Below are 18,211 nucleotides of genomic sequence, written 5' to 3' on the forward strand. Positions count from 1 at the left end.
CACGATTTCTTAGAGGTATGATAATACCCAATTTTGCCCGACGCGTCGAGTTGCCGGGTCCGCCGGCTCCTTTGCATGGGGTTGTTTTCGATATTTTGGCAGCTCGCTCCTGCGACTTGACCTCGCCACGATCTAGTTCGGCATCAGCACGGCATCGACGCGGCGGCTGTTTCGTGTGCTGATGATGATGGCACCGTTGCGGGTCGCAAATCTCGCGCCGACAAGGCGCGGCAGCTTTTCCGTGAGCGATGAAGGCAGCGGAATCATTCCGCCGGTGATGGGATCGCCGACATTGATCGGCGCGACGGCTGCGCCGGCCGAAGGCGCTGCCTTGATGTACTCCCTTATCAACTGAATCTCTTCACGCGAGAGGCTGAGCGCGGCCTGTTCGCCTGCGCCGTCAGTCAGCTTCTTTTCCGCCTCGGCCTTGTTCTGCGCATCTTCCTGCTGGGCGGCATCGCGTTTTGCGACTTCGACCTGTTCGAGTCTGGCGAGGCGTTCCCGCAGCGGCGCGATTTCCCGTCGCAAGACGGCAATGTCCGACTTCAGCGAAGAGAGCTGACCAAGCGCGATCGCGGCGGCAACGCAAGCGACGACCGAGATCAGGCTGAGGCACGCCACCGCCAGCCCCGTCAATCCGCCTCGACGATCGGCACGACGATCCCTGACATCCTCCGCGGATCGCCGTCGCCGCGCGGCGGCGAATTTGGGCTTGATCGTGCCGAGCAAGCTGACCAGACCGGATAGCCGCGAAGCCGTTCGGTTCGTCTCTTGAAACGAGCCGAATGCAGGCGCAGGGATGATCGGAGAGTCCCCCGAGGGGATGTCGGGAGCCGTGGTCGAACGGCCCTCGCCGGATGGCTGGCGGTCGTCGCGGTCATCGGGCGTCATGCCGGGGAGCTCGAGATCAACGCCGTCGGGTTGGTCGATCGCGGTGTCCGCACCTGGATGGCGCGTGTCGGATGCAACAGCGTTCAATCGTTCCGTTTCCTGTTCATTGAGGCCTTGTTCGATGCGCGAGGCTTCAAGCGAGCGCCACAACGAGAGCCCCGAATCGGTGATCTGCAGGCCCGCATCGTTGATCGATGCCCATCCCGATTGGAAGACGTCGGCGTCGCCAAGCTCGGACGGCCGCTTCGACTGCGCGGCTTCATCGCCGGCCGCGATCATGCGCTTGACCTCGCGGCTGACCTCGTCGATCGCGATCCGCTCCCCGGGCCTTGCGGCCAGCACACTCAGGATCGCCAGATTGAACCTCATGCGGCGCCTCGCGATGCCCGATCAACCGGCGGTGCGGCCGTTCCTCTCCCGTCAGGCGACGTGCAAGCCTCAGCGGGGTCGAAGCGGATCAATCATGCCGGCACGGACGTCGGTCAGTCAGGGAGTCGAGCAAGTGTACCGGCTCCCCAAGGGGCAAACAATCCGGCACCAGACCTACGACAGATGGATAAGTCGGCCCGCAAACGCGACGCGTCGGGATCGCGTTCGCTGCGCGCCTCAGAGAAACTCGCGAAGCCTGGAGAGCTCGATCACATGCTCGGGTGACAGCACGTCGGGGACGAGGGGAGGCTGCGACTTGGTCCGGATCTCGTAAAGATGTCGCGTCTTCTCGGGCTTGCCCATGAAATCCCGAATGCATTGGTCGAGCGTTCCGTTGACGACCATATAGGGCGCGCGATCCTCTCGCCTCGCGTTGTTGAGCGAAGGCCATTTGTAAAGGTGGGCCGCAGCTTGGAAGTCCACCTGATGAGATTGGTCGGTCATTGCAAAATATCTAGCCGAAAAAGCCTCACGCGGCAAAGTCGGCCGGCTGATGAGTGAGCCGGTGCGGCAATACGCGCAAGCTGCGTGCGGTCGTCCATCGCAGAAGCCGCCGTCATGCACCCCGAACGATCCGCTGATGTGCCTCGCGTTTGATGCCTCGCAGCAACTCCCGCTTCGATCTCCCGCAGGCCGAGATCGGTGGCGATGGGGCGAGGCCGGCTGAAGGAAGAGCCGGCAGACTCCCTAGCGCGGCACGCGCGCAGTGGCGGCGCGCGTTGACGACCTCACTCGTTCGCGGCGCCAGCGGCCGCGACGACGCGTGCTGGATTGACTCGATTCCAGAATGTTCCTATTTTGTTCTATTGTCAATTTTCACGTCCGGGGACGGGCGGCTTCGGTCAGGTCAGGGATGAACGGGTCGAGATGGCAGCCGCAGCCACCATCCTTCATGCGGACCTCGATGCATTTTACGCATCGGTCGAGCAACTGCTCGAGCCGTCGCTGCGCGGCAAGCCGATCGCCGTCGGGGGCGGGGTTGTGCTGGCGGCGTCCTATGAGGCCAAGGCCTTCGGGGTGCATGGCGGCATGTCGGGGCGAGAAGCGCGCCAACTGTGCCCGCAGCTCGTTTTCGTCGGCGGCCATTTCAGCGATTACCAGCGGCTGGGCGACGCGGCCATCAAGGTGATCGGCGACTTCACGCCGCTGGTCGAGCGAATTTCGATCGACGAGGCGTTTGCGGATGTTGCCGGCTGCACGCACCTGTTCGGAACGCCTGCCGAGATAGCCGCGTCGATCCGGTGGCGCGTGCGCACCGAGCTCGGCCTTCCGATCTCGGTCGGCGTCGCCCGCACCAAGCATCTGGCGAAGATCGCCTCGCAGGTCGCAAAGCCCGACGGACTTGTCGTCGTTGATCCCACCGCCGAGCTAAGCTTTCTTCACGAACTGCCGGTTGAGTTGATGTGGGGGGTAGGGCCGGTCACCAGGACCCGGTTGGACGCGATCGGCGTTGCGACGATCGGTCAGCTCGCCAAACTGTCGGAACGGTCGCTGATGCACTTGCTCGGTCCGGCAGCGGGCGAGAAACTCGCCGCGCTGGCCTGGAATCGCGATCCGCGACAGCTCAAGCCACACCGGCGCGCGCGATCGGCAGGAGCACAATCGGCACTCGGCCGAAAGCCTGCGATCGAGCAAGTCATCCGGCCAACGTTGCTCCATCTCGCCGACCGCGTCGCCACGCGGCTTCGGGCGAAGTCACGGCCTGGACGAACCGTGACGGTGCGCGTCCGCTTCGCCGACCTGAAGTCGGTGACGCGCTCGATGACGCTCGATGCGCCGGTGTGCACGACCATCGTCCTGGCCCGGCTCGCCGAGAATCTGGTGCGCGCTGCCCTTGCCGACCATCCCGGCGAGAAGGTCATCTCGCTGTTGGCGATCTCGGTGTCGCATCTCGAGGAGCATTGGGATCTTGCGCTGGAGCTTCCACTCGGACTGGCGGATGAAGCGCTTCGCCCTGGAAGCCCGACAGGGATGGCCCGCTGGGCGGCGGACCGTGCGATCGACAAGATCCGCGAGCGCTTTGGCTGGGAGGCGATCGGATATGGTTCAGCCGCGCTGGAGGTGGTTCATTCGGTGCCCGATGCGTTTCGCAAGCTTGCCGAGAGAGAGCTCTAGCGCTCGCTGGTTCACGTACCTGTCACTGCATTAAGAAAAGGCAATTTGGAATCGCGCGCTTGTGAGTGGCGACCCCGCACCGCCGGCTTATTTTGAGCCTGCGGAGGGACAGCCATGAAGCACAGCGCCGAACTGATCCAGACGATGCGCGATGCGTTGGATGCGGTCATGACAAGCGTGCCGGCGGATCAATCCGTGTTCGGTCTCAAGGCCGCTGTTGCGGAATGCATCCTGCGAGCCGCAGCTCACGGCCAGACATCGTTCGACGGGCTCGTGACCTCAGCATCCGATCAGCTTCAGTCGATCATCTCGATGCTGACCTAGGCGATCGGGAGGCGTGCGACCATCGCTCGCACCATGCCGCGCGGAGCGCTGATGATGCAATCGCTCGGGCCGACGGTTCTCTCAGGGCAGCGATACGACCCGTAGATTGTTGGTCGTTCCCGCTTGTCCAAAGGGAATGCCGGCAACAACGACCAGCAGATCGCGGCTCGATGCAAACTGCTCTGCATGCGCGAATGCAGTTGCGCGCTCGACCATCTCCTCATAGCTCTGAACGTCGCCGGAAAGCACGCTGTGAGCGCCCCAAAGCAGGCACAGGCGACGCGACACTTCGCGGCTTGGGGTGATGGCGAGGATCGGGCGGCTCGGCCGCTTGCGCGCGACGCGTGCGGCCGTGGTGCCGCTCGAGGTGTAGGCCACGATGGCCGCGGCGTGAACGACGGAGGCGAGATCGGCCGCTGCCGTCGCCACGGCATGCGGTGGCGTCTGCTCTTCGCCGGGCTGGGTCGCCTCGACGATCGAGCGGTACATCTTGTGTTGCTCGGTGCTGCGGATGATGCGGTCCATCATCTCGACCGCCTCGCGCGGATATCGGCCTGTCGCGGACTCGGCCGACAGCATCACTGCGTCTGCGCCGTCATAGATGGCGGTCGCAACGTCGGAGACTTCCGCACGCGTCGGCGTAGGGGCGGCGACCATGGAGTCGAGCATTTGCGTGGCGACGATCACGGGCTTCACCGCGAGACGGCAGGCCCGCACCAGCTCCTTCTGGCGCCCCGGCACGTCCTCATGCGGGATTTCGACGCCGAGATCTCCCCGCGCAACCATGATGGCGTCGCACAACTGGATGATATCGTCGATCCGTTCGAGCGCTGCCGGCTTCTCGATCTTGGCCATCAGACCGGCGCGGTCCCCGATGAGGCCTCTCGCCTCGATGATGTCCGAGGGCTTCTGCACGAACGACAGCGCAACCCAATCCACGCCAAGTTTCAGGCCGAACTCCAGATCGAGGCGATCCTTCGCGGTCAGCGGTGAAAGATCGAGGACCGTCCCCGGCAGATTGACGCCCTTGTGATTCGAGATCGTGCCGCCGACGATCACCTTGGCTTCGATGAAATCGTCACCGAGCCCGGTAACGCGAACGCGGACCCTGCCGTCGTCGATCAGAAGGTCATGGCCAGGGGCAACGGCGGCAAAGATCTCCCGATGCGGGAGGGGAATTCCGGTTCGGTCGCCTTCCGATCCGGACAAAACGAACCGAATGGTCTCTCCGGCCACTGCGGCGATCTTTCCATCGCGCAAGGTGCCGACGCGGATCTTCGGACCCTGGAGGTCCATCAGGATGCCGATCGGTCGGCCGACTTCCTGTTCCAGCTTTCGGATCGCCGCGTGAATGCGTGCGTGGTCGCTCTGCGTTCCGTGACTGAAGTTCAGGCGGAATGTATCGACGCCCGCCAGCAGCAGCGCCTCGAGCATCTCGGGGGAACTGCTGGCGGGACCGACGGTTGCGACGATCTTGGCGCGTCGATGACGGCGCATGGGTCACCTCATTGCTGGCTTGATTCCCGGCTTGCCGGCTGCAATCAGCACGGCGCGGATATCGTTGACATTGGTAAGCGTTGGCCCGGTGCGTACGAGGTCTCCAAGGCGGTCGAAGAACGTATAGCTGTCATGGGCAGCCAGGTACGCCCGTGCGTCAAGCAGATTCGCGGCGGCGCGCCGCAGCGTATCCGGACCGATCAAAGCGCCAGCCGCATCTTCCGTTCCATCAATTCCATCGCTGTCGCCCGCAATGGCCCAGATATCGGACGCGCCGGACAGGGCGACGGCAAGCCCCAGCAGGAATTCGGTGTTGCGGCCGCCACGTCCCGCCGGCCCGCGCCCGATCGTAACCGTCGTTTCTCCTCCGGACAGCAGCACCGTGGGGGCGGGGCCTGGCTGCGCGCGCCTCGCGACTGATAGGGCGATGCCGGCCATCACGGTTCCGAGTTCCCGTGCCTCGCCCTCGATCGCGTCGCCAAGGATGATCGGCGTCAGGCCTTCGTCTCTGGCGGCGCTGGCCGCAGCGTCAAGCGCATGGAATGGAGCGGCAAGGATGCGGACATCGGCATCGATCTCGCCGGGTTTGGGCGTCTCGTCCGCCCGTTCAAGCACAAGCCGCGCCGCTTCCGGCAGGTCGATGGCAAACCGGCCAACGATCTCCAGCGCATCGGCTTTTGTGCTGCTGTCCGGCAGCGAGGGACCGGAGGCAATCGCGGCGGGATCGTCGCCGGGAATGTCTGAGATCACAAGGGTCGTGACGCGGGCGGGACGGGCAGCCAGCGCCAGCCGCCCGCCCTTGATCGCAGACAGATGTTTGCGGACAACGTTCATCTCGGCAATTGTCGCGCCGCTTGCAAGGAGTGCCCGATTGACCGCCTGCTTGTCGGCGAGAGTCATCGGAGATGCCGGAAGGGTCATCAGCGCCGAGCCACCGCCGGACATCAGCGCGATGACGAGATCGTCTGCTGAAAGCCCCTCGACGGCGCGCAGCATGCGAAGGGCAGCGGCCTTGCTCGTGTCATCCGGCACGGGGTGAGACGCTTCGAGCACTTCGATGCGGCCGGTTGGAACCGAATGGCCGTGGCGCGTGACGACGACACCCGAAAGATCGACGTCAGGCCATGCCGCGTCGAGGCCCGCCGCCATGGCCGCCGACGCCTTACCCGCGCCGACGACGATGCATCTGCCCTTCGGCTTTGCCGGCAGGGCGCTGGCGATCGTGATCCTCGGATCGGCGCTCGCGATGGCGGCGCCGAAGATTCGCCGCAGGGCGGTCCGAGCTCGCACATCCGTCCATTTGTCGCTCAATCGTTTGCGCTCCGGCCGATAAGTCTCTTGTTATGGCGCCTTCTCGAGACGGTCGTAAGACACGGGTGCCTCCAGTCGACCGCCTTCACCGGGAAAGACCTTCGCGCGAGCGGTTGCGGCGCTTGCCGTCGCTTCACTGCCGAGAATGAACGCGCGCCGCATCGGCTTGATCAGGAACAACGCGGTGAGGGCAGCGGTAGCATTGAGTGCAACCGCGACGATGAACACGGCCTGCCAGCCGAGCTGGGAAGAGATGATGCTCGCAAGCGGCACGAGCAGCGCTGCCGTGCCCTTCGCCGTGTAGAGCATGCCGTTGTTGGTGGTTGCGTATTTGGCGCCGAACGTGTCGCCCGCCGTCGCGGGAAACAGGCTGTAGATTTCGCCGAAGACGCCGAAATAGATCGCCGTGGCCAGCACGAAGACAACCGGAATGTGACCGTAGCTGGACAGCGTCAGCAACATCAGCGCCGCAGTCGCGAACGCGATAAACATCGTGTGCTCGCGGCCGATATTGTCGGAGACCCAGCCAAAGAGCGGACGGCCGAAACCATCGAAGACGCGATCGAGCGAGATGGCAAACGTCAGCGCCGCCATCTGGAAGCCCGCCAGGGTGACCGGCGTGTCCGCGATCTTGAAGTCATGGGCGATCGGCCCGATTTGCGCGGCGGTCATCAACCCGCCCGAAGCCACCATGACGAACACCAGGTACATGACCCAGAAGATCGGGGTGCGCAACACCTGGGGCGGGGTGTAGTCGATCGCGCTCTGCGGCAGATTGAGCCGCTTCTTCCTGGGCGCCTCGACGCCATCCGGCGGGCGGACGAACCAGGCCAGCAGGATGACGATGAGGCCTTGCCCGATCCCGAAGGTCAGGAAGGTGCTCTGGTAGCCGCTGGCGGCGATCATGTTGGCGATCGGTACGACGGTGAGGGCCGCACCGGCGCCAAACCCGGCGGCGGTTGCCCCTGCAGCCAGGCCGCGCCGGTCCGGAAACCATTTCAGCGCATTGCCGACGCAAGTGCCGTAGACGGCGCCGGCGCCAATGCCCGCGACGATTGCTGCCGCATAAAGCGTGACGAGAGATGAGGCGTATGAGTTCATGACCCAGGCCAACCCGATCATCAGCCCGCCGAACGTGATGACGATGCGGGGGCCGTATTTATCCACGAACCAGGCCTCCACCGGCACGAGCCATGTCTCCGTCATCACGAAAATCGTGAAGGCGAGCTGGATGGCTGGACGACCCCAGTGAAACTTCGCGTCGATCGGATCAACGAACAGTGTCCACCCATATTGCAGGTTGGCGATCATCGCCATGCAGACAATTCCGATCGCCAGCTGCAGCCAACGGAAGCCGCCGGCCGATGATGCCGGATTCGTGGAGATCATGTACGCTCCTAAGATCACTGTCGTTTGGGCCGGCTGCGTCGGGCGATCGTCCCGCCGCCGCCTACTGACGGAATTCGTTGGTCAACTCGCCGATTCCGTCGATCGCGACGGTGACCGTGTTGACAGGCTCCTTCATCACCCCGACGCCAATCGATGTCCCGCAGCAGATCAGGTCGCCCGGCAACAGCGTCATGTCGTGCGAGATCTTGCTGACCAGCGTCTGTGCGCTGAAGATCATGTCCGCGATCGGGTAGTTCTGGCGCTCGACGCCGTTCAGGATGGTGCGCACCACAAGGCGTGCGGGGTCGAGGCCTGAGGCAATGACGGGACCGAAGGGGCCATATCCGTCGAAGCCCTTGGCCCGTGCCCATTGCGGAAAGGTCGGGTCGCGATTGAGGATGTCCGCGGCGGTGACGTCGTTGGTGCAGGTGTAACCGAAGATGAAGGCGTCGGCCTGCTCGGGCGCGACCGCCGTGCAGCTCCTGCCGATGACGATGCCAAGCTCGCCTTCGTAGGTCGTCTTGCCGTCGTAGCCCACCGGGCGCCTGATGACGGCGCCGGGTGCGGTGACGCTGGTTGGCGCTTTCAACAGGTACAGCGGTTCGGCAGGTTCAGGCGATTTCAGCTTCTCCGCAAGTGCGTGAAAATTGTTCCAGAGCGCGATGATCTTGCTCGGTTGCGTCGGGGCGAGCAGCTCGACATTGTCCGGCGCCAGCGTTTGTCCCGTCGGTCGCGTGTCGCCGAACATGTCCCCTTCGTGCACGGAGATGCCGGCTGGGGTGAGTTGCCCGAAGCCGATTTCGGCATGGTGGCGGAAGCGGACCCAGCGCGTAACATTGGCCATCGGGATCACGCCACCGCCAGCGTTTCTGCTGCTGCGGCGCCGGCCGCTCCGTCATAGAGGCCGGCCAGCCTGGTGCGCTGCGCGACCAGGGCCAGCACCGCATCGAGGGCGGGCGTCGCGATTCCTGTCATCCGGCCCATCTCCTGCACCACGGTGATCAGCGGATCGATCTCGACCGGACGTCCACGTTCGAGATCCTGCAGCATCGAGGTCTTGTGCGCGCCGACCTTGCGCGCACCTTCGATGCGGCGTTCGACATCGACCCGAAACTTGACGCCGAGGCTTTCCGCGATCGCCTGGGCCTCCAGCATGATCGCCCGGGACAGCGCGCGCGTGCCGGGATTGCTGCAGATCACGTCGAGCGTCGCGTGGGTGAGGGCGCTGATCGGGTTGAAACAGACGTTGCCCCACAGCTTGAGCCAGATCTCGTCACGGATACGGTCGAGAACGGGTGCTTTCATGCCCGCGGCCACGAACAGCTCGGAAAGTTTCTGGACGTCGGATGTGATCTCGCCGGAGGGCTCGCCCAGCGGAAAGTTGTTGCCGTAGACGTGGCGGATCACGCCGGGCGCCTCGATTTCGGTGGCGGGGTACACCACGCAGCCGATTGCACGTTCGGGGCCTAGCTCGTTCCACTGCCGACCGCCGGGATCGATGCTCTCGAGCGTCGATCCCTCGTGCCGACCACCGTGCTTGTGGAAATACCAATAGGGAATGCCGTTGACGGCGGTGACGATGCGGGTCCGATCGCCCAGCAGCGGCTGCATGGGTTCGATGACGCCGGTGATCGAATGCGCCTTGAGGCAGATGATGACGTAATCCTGCTCGCCGAGTTCGGCGGGGTTATCGGTACAACGAGGATGCACGACGCGCTCCTCGTCGCCGATCAGGAGCTTCAGGCCGTTCTGCCGCATCGCGGCGAGATGTGCGCCCCGCGCGACCAGGCTGACATCGGCACCAGCGCGCATCAATTCGACACCGAGATAGCCGCCGATTGCGCCGGCGCCGTAGATGCAGATTCTCATGAGATCCTCGCAAGCAGAATGGGGACACAGCAGGAGCCGCAGCGGGCTCGAACCGAGTAGCGTGGCAATGGACTTGGGTAACTCTGTCAGGCCGCGCAGGCGGCTTCCTCGTAAGCAAGGGTGATGTCCCGCATGCTCACGACGCCGACAAGCCGGCCGTTGTCGATGACGGGGATATGGCGGATCCCGTGACGGGCCATGAGGCGCTCGACATCCGTGAGCGCATCTTGCGAATTGCAGGACAGCAGCGGCCGCGGCGAAATGAACTGCGCGACTTTCATCGCAAGACCATTGGTGCCGCGCTCGGCGATCACAGCAACGACGTCGCGCTCGCTGAACATTCCGACCACGGCGGCGTCCTTGCTGCGCGAGGCGCTTCTGACCACGAGGGCGCCGACATTGCTCGCGTACATCAGGTTCGCCGCAATGCTCACGGTTTCGTTCGAGCCGATCGTCACCAGGTGCGGACTGTTGTTGCGAAGGATGTCCCCGACGTACATGGCAGCGTTCTCCCGGTTGCGTGATTAGGTCGTTCCGAAATAATCGTGGTATACATTATCCCAGAAGTCAAACAAAAGAATCGAGCCATTTTAAAAGAAGAATGGCAAAAATACTGACCTATTCGCAGATTACGTTCCCTTGACTCCAGGGCGTTATGGTATGCCATATGCCAACTCTGGCGCTCGTTCTTGGCGAGCAATTTCGTTCTGAACCGCAACCGGTTAGGGTCAGGTCGTGATGAAAAGAGAGCCGATCAGGCGCAAGCCATCCGATCCCGATCTTCGCGCGCAGCCGGAGCAGGACGTACGCGACGGCGGTGTTCAGTCCGTCGATCGCGCCATGCAAATCCTGGAGACACTTGCAGAGGATGATGAAGGCTATCGGCTGACCGATCTGGCGATCCGTACCGGCCTGTCGCCCTCGACCGTTCATCGTCTGCTGACCACGCTCGAGAACCGCAGGTTCGTGCAGTTCGACCGCGAGGAGTCCAAGTGGCACATCGGCGCGCAAAGCTTCGTGGTCGGCTCGACCTTCGTGCGCCGGCGGAATTTTGCCGCGCAGGCGCTGCCTTATCTGCGCAAGCTGCGCGACCAGACCAGGGAGACGGCCAACCTTGCCGTGGTCGATGACGAATCCATCATCGTCGTGTCCCGCATCGAAAGCCGCGAGATCATGCGCTCGCTGACCAAGGTCGGCGGACGCGTCGCGATGATCGCCTCGGGAGTGGGCAAGGCGGTGCTGGCTACCTATTCCGATGCCGACGTCAACGCGATCATTCGCCGTCAGGGCATGCCGCGGCTGACGGAAAAATCGATCGTGCGGCCCGGCGAGTTGTTCAAGGAATTGGAGAGCGTGCGGCGTCAGGGTTATGCGGTGGATGATGAAGAGGCGCGCCTCGGCCTGCGCTGCGTAGCTGCGGTCGTCTTCAACGACTGCAACGAGCCATATGCCGCGATCTCGGTATCGGGCATGGCGGACAGGCTGACGAACGAACGCTTGCCGGAGATCGGTACGATTGTGCACCAGATCGCGGCCGAACTCACGGCCGAGCTTCGCGGGAACCGCACGCAGCAAGCGCAGGCGTGAGGCGGGCTGCAATTTCGTTCGCAACAATTTCCATTTCTACGTTGATGCTAATCGTTTGAAGAAGCGCAAGAAATCGCGGGCGTTGCCACAGCGCGGAAATTCCAATCGATTGCGTTGAGATCGATGCTCGCGGGCCTGATGATCGTGCTCAGGCCAACTCATAGCGAAGCGGGATCATCACATGAAGATGCGAGCGGTGGATGCAGCGGTCCGCATACTGGAGCGCGAAGGGATCACTTGCGCTTTTGGCGTTCCCGGCGCGGCGATCAATCCGCTTTACTCCGCACTGAAGCGCAACGGCACGATCCAGCATATTCTGGCGCGGCACGTCGAAGGCGCCTCGCATATGGCGGAAGGCTATACCAGAGCGAAGGCGGGCAATATCGGCGTTTGCATCGGCACATCGGGCCCCGCCGGCACCGACATGATCACCGGGCTCTATTCGGCGATAGCGGATTCGATTCCGATCCTCTGCATCACCGGTCAGGCGCCGCGGGCGCGGCTCTACAAAGAGGATTTCCAGGCCGTCGACATCGAGTCGATCGCAAAGCCGGTGACGAAATGGGCCGTCACCGTGCGCGAGCCGGCGCTGGTGCCGCGCGTGTTCAGCCAGGCTTTCCATATCATGCGGTCGGGGCGGCCGGGACCGGTGCTGATCGATCTTCCGCTCGATGTGCAATTGGCCGAGATCGAGTTCGACGACGAGACCTATTCACCGCTGCCGGTCTACAAGCCGACGGCGACGCGCAAGCAGATCGAGAAGGCGCTCGAGATGCTGAACGCCGCGGAGCGGCCGCTGATCGTGGCCGGCGGCGGCGTGATCAACGCCGATGCTTCCGAGCTGCTGGTCGCCTTCGCCGAGGCGGTCAACGTTCCCGTGGTTCCGACGCTGATGGCGTGGGGCGCCATTCCTGACGATCACGCGCTGATGGCAGGCATGGTCGGCTTGCAGACCAGCCATCGCTATGCCAACGCCACGATGCTCGAATCCGACTTCGTGCTCGGCATCGGAAATCGCTGGGCCAACCGCCATACCGGTTCGATCGAGACCTACACGAAGGGTCGCAAATTCGTCCACGTCGACATCGAGCCGACGCAGATCGGACGGGTCTTCAATCCGGACCTCGGTATCGTCTCGGACGCCAAGGCCGCGCTGGAAATGTTCGTGAGCGTCGCCAGGGAGTGGCGGAAGTCCGGGAGGCTGCGCGATCGGCAGGCCTGGCCCGCCGCCTGCCGCGACCGCAAGCGTTCGATGCTGCGCAAGAGCCATTTCGATAACATCCCGATCAAGCCGCAGCGCGTGTACGAGGAAATGAACAAGGCCTTCGGCCGCGACACCTGCTACGTGACCGTGATTGGATTGTCGCAGATCGCCGGCGCCCAGTTCCTCAACGTCTACAATCCACGCAACTGGATCAACGCTGGCCAAGCCGGCCCTCTCGGCTGGACGCTGCCGGCCGCGCTTGGCGTGCGCGCCGCCGATCCCGACCGCGACATTGTCGCGCTGTCGGGTGACTACGACTTCCAGTTCCTGATCGAGGAGCTCGCGGTCGGGGCGCAGTTCAATCTGCCCTACATCCACGTCGTCGTGAACAATTCATATCTCGGCCTGATCCGGCAGGCGCAGCGCGGCTTCGACATGGACTATCACGTCCAGCTCTCGTTCGAGAACATCAACGCGCCCGAGATCGGCGGTTACGGCGTCGACCATGTGGCCGTTGCGGAAGGGTTGGGCTGCAAGGCGATCCGGGTCACCGATCCGAACGACGCGCAGGCGGCGTTCGCGACCGCACGCGAGCTGATGACGAAGCATCGCGTGCCCGTGGTGGTGGAGTTCATTCTCGAGCGGGTGACCAATATCGCCATGGGAGCGGAGATCGACAACATCGTCGAATTCGAGGAGGTGCTGGATCTTCCGCTCGATGACGTGCCGAGCGCATCACGTTCCGGCACGCTGTTGCCGGCCTGACGACATCTTTCAGCGCTTCAAGCGGAGATATGACCCGTGCCTCAATTTGCCGCCAACCTCACCATGCTCTTCAACGAGCTGCCGTTCCTCGATCGGTTCGCGGCCGCCAAGGCCGCCGGCTTCAACGCAGTCGAGTATCTCTTTCCTTATGACTTCGAGAAGGGCGCGTTGCGGGAGGAGTTGACGCGCTGTGAGCTGACCCAGGTGCTGCACAATCTTCCGGCCGGCAATTGGGCAGCTGGCGAGCGGGGCATTGCGATCCTGCGCAATCGTGTCGACGAATTTCGCGACGGTGTGGTGCGCGCAATCGACTACGCCAAGGCGCTGGATTGCCGGCAGCTGAATTGCCTGGTCGGCATCGCCCCCGCCGGAGCGGATACGGCAGACCTGCGCGAGACCCTCGTGTCCAACCTCCGCTTCGCTGCCGGCGCACTCGGCCAGCATGGCATCAAGCTTCTGGTCGAACCGATCAACACGCTCGATATTCCCGGCTTCTTCCTGAACCGTACGGAACAGGCGGTGCAGCTCATTTCCGAGGTGGGCTCGTCCAATCTGTTTATCCAGTACGACATCTATCACATGCAGATCATGGAGGGTGATATCGCGCGGACCCTGCAGAAGCATCTCGGCCGGATCGCGCATGTCCAGGTCGCCGACAATCCGGGGCGTTATGAGCCGGGAACCGGCGAGATCAACTACTCCTATCTGTTCAAGCATCTCGACAGCATCGGGTATCGGGGCTGGATCGGATGCGAATACAAGCCGCGGACGACCACGCTCGAGAGCCTCGGCTGGCACGCCGCGCAGACTTTCGTCACCTAGAGCTTGTTCCGTTCCGATTGAATCGGGACGGAGCTCTGGAATTTTGTTTTGACGCGTTTTCTTCACGCGAGCCGAGAGTCGCTCGTTGGAAAACGCCTTCATCCGCCTGACAGGAGCAACGACAATGAAAGACATCGGGTTCATCGGACTTGGCACCATGGGACGTCCGATGGCGGGCCACCTCCTGGCTGCAGGCTATCGCCTGTTCCTGCACGACGTCGTACCGCTTGCGCCCGAGCTGATTGCAGCCGGCGGCATCGCTTGCGAGTCTGCCAAGCAGGTGGCGCAGGAAGCGGACGCCGTGATCATCATGGTGCCGGACACTCCGCATGTCGAAGCCGTGCTGTTCGGTCAAGGCGGCGTCGCGGAGGGCATCTCCAAGGGCATGATCGTGACGGATATGAGCTCGATCTCTCCGCTGGCGACGAAGGAGTTTGCACGCAAGATCGATGCGCTCGGGGCCGACTATCTCGACGCGCCGGTCTCCGGCGGCGAAGTTGGCGCAAAGGCGGCCAGCCTGACCATCATGGTTGGCGGACGGGAGCGGGCGTTCAATGCGATGAAGCCCCTGTTTGAAACGATGGGGAAGAATGTCACGCATGTCGGCGGCAACGGCGACGGCCAGACCACCAAGGTTGCGAACCAGATCATCGTGGCGCTGACCATCGAGGCGGTGAGCGAGGCATTGCTGTTCGCCTCAAAGGCGGGGGCCGACCCCGCGCTGGTGCGCCAGGCGTTGATGGGTGGCTTTGCGTCGTCGCGAATCCTTGAAGTGCACGGCGATCGCATGCTGAAGCGCAATTTTGATCCAGGCTTTCGCATTGAGCTGCATCAGAAGGATCTCAACCTCGCGCTGGAAGGCGCGCGCGCGCTCGGCTTGTCGCTGCCAGGCACTGCCGCAGCCCAGCAGCTGTTCAACGCCTGTACCGCCCTCGGCGGCAAAAGCTGGGACCATTCCGCTATTCTGAGAGCGCTGGAAGTCATGGCTGGCCACGAGGTCGCCGCTGCCTGAGCTTTATGCAAGGAATGGACGAGAATATCGCGGGCTCGGTCGGTGTGGGGGAGGCGGTAGCGCTTACCCGCCACGGATCAGGCGCCTTGCGCGCCAAGTCGGTCGCTCGGCGTTCGGATCGTTTGCTGGGCATTTTCTGGTGTCCCTAGCGCGCCCCGTGAGGACGAACAAGGTTGTCCGCCCACACCTCGGCAATGTGAGACAGTGCCAGATCCGGCTTGCGCTCGAGCAGAAGTTCAAGCACGCGCGGCGGCGTCAGGGGTAATTCCTGCACCCGCTTTCCTGTCGCGTTGGCAACGGCGCAGGCGACGGCGGCGCCAACATTGAGGATCGGCACCTCGCCGGCGCCCTTGGTGCCGAGCGGCCCCACCGACGGCGCGCCCTCATAGAGGCTGATCTCCACCGGTACGACGTCGAGCGCAAGCGGTACGCGGTAGGTCTCAAAGCCGCTTTGACTGACACGGCCATTGCCGCCGATCGTCACCTCTTCGTGCAGAGCGTAGCCGAGACCCTGCACCACGCCGCCCTGGATTTGGCCGTGGATTGCGCGTGGGTTCAGCGCACGGCCGACGTCTTGGACCACGCGATAGCTTAGCACCTCGACATGCCCGGTCTCCGGATCGACGGCGACCTCGCAGTCGTGGACGGCGAAGACGGGGATGTCGATCGCGTCGATGAAATGACCGGCAACGCAACCGGGCATCGCCGGAACCCCGGCGCCGGTGAAGGCGCCGGTGCCCGCGACCGGTCCGCCCAGCGCTTGAGCGCGGGTCGCGACCTCGGCGACGGTGCGGCCGGAGCCCGGCGCGCCCGCGATCTCGATCCGGCCATCGCGCATGACGAGATCGCCGGGCGCGGCCTCGATCATCTCGGAGGCGATCCTCAAAAGCTTGGTGCGGACCTCCTGTGCCGCCGACAGGCTGGCGGCGCCGAGCGAGACGGTGGTGCGGCCGCCACCGACGCCGACATCATAACCGGCTGCATCGGTATCGGCGGCGCGGACGATCACTTGCTCGGGCGCGATGCCGAGCGTGCTGGCAACGATCTGCGGCAGGCTCTGCATCATCGAGCCGGATCCGATCTCGACACCCGACGTGACCAGGGTCGCCGTGCCGTCGGCATTCATGTTCACCGTCGCGGCCGACGGGCCGACGAAGACGAACCAGGTGCCGACGGTGGTCGCACGTCCAAGGAGCTTGCCGTCGGTGCGCGCCGGCAGTGGCGCTGCGGCGTCGCGCAACGTATCCATCCGGTCGAGCATCGGGCCGAGCACATCGCCCTCGAATACCTGGCCGGTGGCGCCGAGGTCCTTGTCGCCGAGGACATTGCGACGCCGGAAAGCAAGTGGATCCATTCCGATCCGCGCTGCGATCTCGTCGGTGTGCCGCTCGAGCGCAAAGGTGTTGTAGACGCCGTTGCAGCAGCGGAACGCCCCGTTCGGCGCCGTGTTGGTATAGACCGCGCGCGAGACCATGCGCACGCTGCCAAGCCTGTAGTTTCCGCCGAGCGTGTGTGCGGTCATGGTGGTCAGGAAGATCTGTTCGCCGCCATAGGCGCCGCAGTCCATCAGTACGACCGCCTCGCGGCCCACGATTTCTCCCTCGCGCGTCACCGCCGAGCGGATGCGGATATCGGCGTTCTCGCGGAACAGGCAGGTCAGCATCTCGTCCTCGCGGGAATTGACGAGGCGCACCGGCCGGCCGCTAGCGCGGGCGAGGAGGGCAGCGAAGGGCTCAACCGCCAGATCGAACTTGAGACCGAAGCCGCCGCCGACCGGCGGCACAGTGACGCGTACCTGCGACGCCGGCACGCCCAACACGCGCGCGGTTGCATTGCGGATGCTCCAGGGAACCTGCGTCGACGTCTCGATATGGAAGCGCCCGTCCTCATAGCTTGCGACGACCGCACGCGGCTCGAAGGCCACGTGGTTCTGCCGGCCGACGCGATAGAGACTTTCGACGATCTCGACGTCAGGCCGCGCAAAGGCGGCGTCGACGTCGCCGCGAACGACGGTCGCCTCCCAGGCGACATTGCCCGCGCGCGCGCCGCCTTCGACCAGGACCTCATAGCTGCGCCAGTCCGGATGAACCAGCCGCGCACCTGGTGCCAGCGCCTCCGCCATGGTCAGTACTGCGGGGAGCGGCTCGATCTCCACGTCGATCGCCGCGAGCGCAGCCTGCGCCTGCGCCAACGTGACGGCTGCGACCGCGGCAAGCGGTTCGCCGTCGTAGCGAATGATATCGCGGGCGAACAGCGGGTGATCGGCGATGCCGATTCCGATCATGCCGGGCGCATCCGACGCCGTCACGATCGCACGTACGCCCGGCATGCGGGCAGCCCTCGACGTGTCGAGGCGAATGATCCGGCCCGAGGGGACGCCGGCGCGCAGCACCGCGGCGTGCAGCATGCCCGGCAGATATCGATCGATGGTGTAGCGCGTGCGGCCACGCAGCTTGTCGGCGGCGTCCCGCCGGCGCAAATCCATCGTCGCGGAAACGTCGGACATGCTTGCGCCTCCCGATTATGCGTTGGCCAAGGCGAGCAGCGTCGCCTCGACGATGCGTTCGTATCCCGTGCAGCGGCAGATGTTCCCGGTGAGTGCCGCCCGGATATCGTCACGGGTGGCGTCAGGCCGGGTCGTCAAGAGATGCGTCAGGCTCACCACCATGCCGGGAAAGCACATGCCGCATTGGACCGCATCGCTGGCCTCGAGGGCCGCCTGGATGCGGTTCAGTTCGCCGTGAGGCGCGAGGCCTTCGACGGTGCGGATCTCGCGGCCATCGGCGAGCGCGGCGGGCAACAGGCACGATGGCGTCGGCTCGCCGTCGACCAGCACCATACAGGCGCCGCAAAAGCCTTCGCGACAGACCGGTTTCGCGCCGGTCAGATGCATCTCCTCGCGCAGAATGTCGATCAGCGGCGTGGCGGGATCGGTCGCGGAGGAAAGATGATCGCCGTTCACGGTCAAGTTGAATCCCATGTCGGTCCCCACCAGT

16 protein-coding genes are annotated in these 18,211 nt (G+C 64.1%); 6 read left to right on the forward strand and 10 right to left on the reverse strand.

Annotation, left to right across the window (positions count from 1 at the left end; genetic code table 11):
- Nucleotides 1-132: 132 nt before the first annotated feature.
- Both QJT82_RS01775 and QJT82_RS01780 read right to left on the reverse strand, forming a co-directional pair.
- The gene (locus QJT82_RS01775) at nucleotides 133-1,260 is read right to left on the reverse strand and encodes a hypothetical protein (protein WP_051448208.1); all 1,128 of its coding nucleotides are present in this window, start codon (nucleotides 1,258-1,260) and stop codon (nucleotides 133-135) included.
- A gap of 237 nt (nucleotides 1,261-1,497) precedes the next feature.
- Nucleotides 1,498-1,764, reverse strand: coding sequence for a hypothetical protein (locus QJT82_RS01780; protein WP_018270931.1), 267 nt, complete (start codon nucleotides 1,762-1,764; stop codon nucleotides 1,498-1,500).
- Between the two features lie 423 nt (nucleotides 1,765-2,187).
- On the opposite strand from QJT82_RS01780, the gene dinB reads away from it, so the two are divergent.
- Complete coding sequence (gene dinB, locus QJT82_RS01785) at nucleotides 2,188-3,435, forward strand: DNA polymerase IV (protein ID WP_028345079.1); 1,248 nt, start codon at nucleotides 2,188-2,190, stop codon at nucleotides 3,433-3,435.
- Nucleotides 3,436-3,549: 114 nt separating this feature from the next.
- Complete coding sequence (locus QJT82_RS01790; RefSeq protein WP_028345078.1) at nucleotides 3,550-3,759, forward strand: hypothetical protein; 210 nt, start codon at nucleotides 3,550-3,552, stop codon at nucleotides 3,757-3,759.
- An 81-nt stretch (nucleotides 3,760-3,840) separates the two neighbouring features.
- Here the strand turns inward: QJT82_RS01790 and pyk are convergent, their stop codons facing one another.
- From pyk to QJT82_RS01820, 6 genes are all read right to left on the reverse strand, one after another.
- Nucleotides 3,841-5,256, reverse strand: coding sequence for a pyruvate kinase (pyk, locus tag QJT82_RS01795; protein ID WP_028345077.1), 1,416 nt, complete (start codon nucleotides 5,254-5,256; stop codon nucleotides 3,841-3,843).
- Between the two features lie 3 nt (nucleotides 5,257-5,259).
- Nucleotides 5,260-6,567 (reverse strand): glycerate kinase, encoded by a 1,308-nt coding sequence (locus QJT82_RS01800; RefSeq protein WP_028345076.1) that lies wholly within the window; start codon nucleotides 6,565-6,567, stop codon nucleotides 5,260-5,262.
- A gap of 30 nt (nucleotides 6,568-6,597) precedes the next feature.
- Nucleotides 6,598-7,956 carry an oxalate/formate MFS antiporter gene (gene oxlT, locus QJT82_RS01805; RefSeq protein WP_028345075.1) on the reverse strand — a complete coding sequence of 453 codons (1,359 nt, stop codon included), beginning with the start codon at nucleotides 7,954-7,956 and terminating at the stop codon, nucleotides 6,598-6,600.
- A 61-nt stretch (nucleotides 7,957-8,017) separates the two neighbouring features.
- On the reverse strand, nucleotides 8,018-8,800 hold the full coding sequence (locus QJT82_RS01810; protein WP_028345074.1) for a fumarylacetoacetate hydrolase family protein: 783 nt from the start codon (nucleotides 8,798-8,800) through the stop codon (nucleotides 8,018-8,020).
- A gap of 5 nt (nucleotides 8,801-8,805) precedes the next feature.
- Nucleotides 8,806-9,825 (reverse strand): 2-dehydropantoate 2-reductase, encoded by a 1,020-nt coding sequence (locus tag QJT82_RS01815; protein ID WP_028345073.1) that lies wholly within the window; start codon nucleotides 9,823-9,825, stop codon nucleotides 8,806-8,808.
- Nucleotides 9,826-9,911: 86 nt separating this feature from the next.
- Nucleotides 9,912-10,325, reverse strand: coding sequence for a CBS domain-containing protein (locus tag QJT82_RS01820; RefSeq protein WP_028345072.1), 414 nt, complete (start codon nucleotides 10,323-10,325; stop codon nucleotides 9,912-9,914).
- Between the two features lie 238 nt (nucleotides 10,326-10,563).
- Here QJT82_RS01820 and QJT82_RS01825 point away from each other — a divergent pair, with 238 nt between their 5' ends.
- The 4 genes from QJT82_RS01825 to QJT82_RS01840 all read left to right on the forward strand — a co-directional run bounded on the left by QJT82_RS01825 (nucleotide 10,564) and on the right by QJT82_RS01840 (nucleotide 15,215).
- Nucleotides 10,564-11,412 (forward strand): IclR family transcriptional regulator C-terminal domain-containing protein, encoded by an 849-nt coding sequence (locus tag QJT82_RS01825; RefSeq protein WP_028345071.1) that lies wholly within the window; start codon nucleotides 10,564-10,566, stop codon nucleotides 11,410-11,412.
- 181 nt (nucleotides 11,413-11,593) lie between these two features.
- Complete coding sequence (gene gcl / locus QJT82_RS01830; protein WP_028345070.1) at nucleotides 11,594-13,381, forward strand: glyoxylate carboligase; 1,788 nt, start codon at nucleotides 11,594-11,596, stop codon at nucleotides 13,379-13,381.
- Between the two features lie 36 nt (nucleotides 13,382-13,417).
- Nucleotides 13,418-14,203: a hydroxypyruvate isomerase gene (gene hyi, locus QJT82_RS01835; RefSeq protein ID WP_028345069.1), complete on the forward strand. Its 786-nt coding sequence runs from the start codon at nucleotides 13,418-13,420 to the stop codon at nucleotides 14,201-14,203.
- Nucleotides 14,204-14,327: 124 nt separating this feature from the next.
- Nucleotides 14,328-15,215, forward strand: coding sequence for a 2-hydroxy-3-oxopropionate reductase (locus QJT82_RS01840; protein WP_028345068.1), 888 nt, complete (start codon nucleotides 14,328-14,330; stop codon nucleotides 15,213-15,215).
- A gap of 145 nt (nucleotides 15,216-15,360) precedes the next feature.
- On the opposite strand, the gene QJT82_RS01845 is transcribed toward QJT82_RS01840, so the two are convergent.
- Both QJT82_RS01845 and QJT82_RS01850 read right to left on the reverse strand, forming a co-directional pair.
- Nucleotides 15,361-17,721 carry a xanthine dehydrogenase family protein molybdopterin-binding subunit gene (locus QJT82_RS01845; protein WP_028345067.1) on the reverse strand — a complete coding sequence of 787 codons (2,361 nt, stop codon included), beginning with the start codon at nucleotides 17,719-17,721 and terminating at the stop codon, nucleotides 15,361-15,363.
- 15 nt (nucleotides 17,722-17,736) lie between these two features.
- The gene (locus QJT82_RS01850; RefSeq protein WP_028345066.1) at nucleotides 17,737-18,195 is read right to left on the reverse strand and encodes a (2Fe-2S)-binding protein; all 459 of its coding nucleotides are present in this window, start codon (nucleotides 18,193-18,195) and stop codon (nucleotides 17,737-17,739) included.
- Between the last annotated feature and the right edge of the window lie 16 nt (nucleotides 18,196-18,211).

Origin of the sequence: Bradyrhizobium sp. Mp19, assembly GCF_029952935.1 — a bacterium.
Taxonomy (GTDB): Bacteria; Pseudomonadota; Alphaproteobacteria; order Rhizobiales; family Xanthobacteraceae; genus Bradyrhizobium; species Bradyrhizobium elkanii.

What these genes read in the sequence shown, in the direction of transcription:
- QJT82_RS01775 (WP_051448208.1), bottom strand. Translation starts at nt 1,260, where the DNA reads ATGAGGTTCAATCTGGCGATCCTGAGTGTGCTGGCCGCAAGGCCCGGG.
- QJT82_RS01780 (WP_018270931.1), bottom strand. Translation starts at nt 1,764, where the DNA reads ATGACCGACCAATCTCATCAGGTGGACTTCCAAGCTGCGGCCCACCTT.
- dinB (WP_028345079.1), top strand. Translation starts at nt 2,188, where the DNA reads ATGGCAGCCGCAGCCACCATCCTTCATGCGGACCTCGATGCATTTTAC.
- QJT82_RS01790 (WP_028345078.1), top strand. Translation starts at nt 3,550, where the DNA reads ATGAAGCACAGCGCCGAACTGATCCAGACGATGCGCGATGCGTTGGAT.
- pyk (WP_028345077.1), bottom strand. Translation starts at nt 5,256, where the DNA reads ATGCGCCGTCATCGACGCGCCAAGATCGTCGCAACCGTCGGTCCCGCC.
- oxlT (WP_028345075.1), bottom strand. Translation starts at nt 7,956, where the DNA reads ATGATCTCCACGAATCCGGCATCATCGGCCGGCGGCTTCCGTTGGCTG.
- QJT82_RS01810 (WP_028345074.1), bottom strand. Translation starts at nt 8,800, where the DNA reads ATGGCCAATGTTACGCGCTGGGTCCGCTTCCGCCACCATGCCGAAATC.
- QJT82_RS01815 (WP_028345073.1), bottom strand. Translation starts at nt 9,825, where the DNA reads ATGAGAATCTGCATCTACGGCGCCGGCGCAATCGGCGGCTATCTCGGT.
- QJT82_RS01820 (WP_028345072.1), bottom strand. Translation starts at nt 10,325, where the DNA reads ATGTACGTCGGGGACATCCTTCGCAACAACAGTCCGCACCTGGTGACG.
- QJT82_RS01825 (WP_028345071.1), top strand. Translation starts at nt 10,564, where the DNA reads ATGAAAAGAGAGCCGATCAGGCGCAAGCCATCCGATCCCGATCTTCGC.
- gcl (WP_028345070.1), top strand. Translation starts at nt 11,594, where the DNA reads ATGAAGATGCGAGCGGTGGATGCAGCGGTCCGCATACTGGAGCGCGAA.
- QJT82_RS01840 (WP_028345068.1), top strand. Translation starts at nt 14,328, where the DNA reads ATGAAAGACATCGGGTTCATCGGACTTGGCACCATGGGACGTCCGATG.
- QJT82_RS01845 (WP_028345067.1), bottom strand. Translation starts at nt 17,721, where the DNA reads ATGTCCGACGTTTCCGCGACGATGGATTTGCGCCGGCGGGACGCCGCC.
- QJT82_RS01850 (WP_028345066.1), bottom strand. Translation starts at nt 18,195, where the DNA reads ATGGGATTCAACTTGACCGTGAACGGCGATCATCTTTCCTCCGCGACC.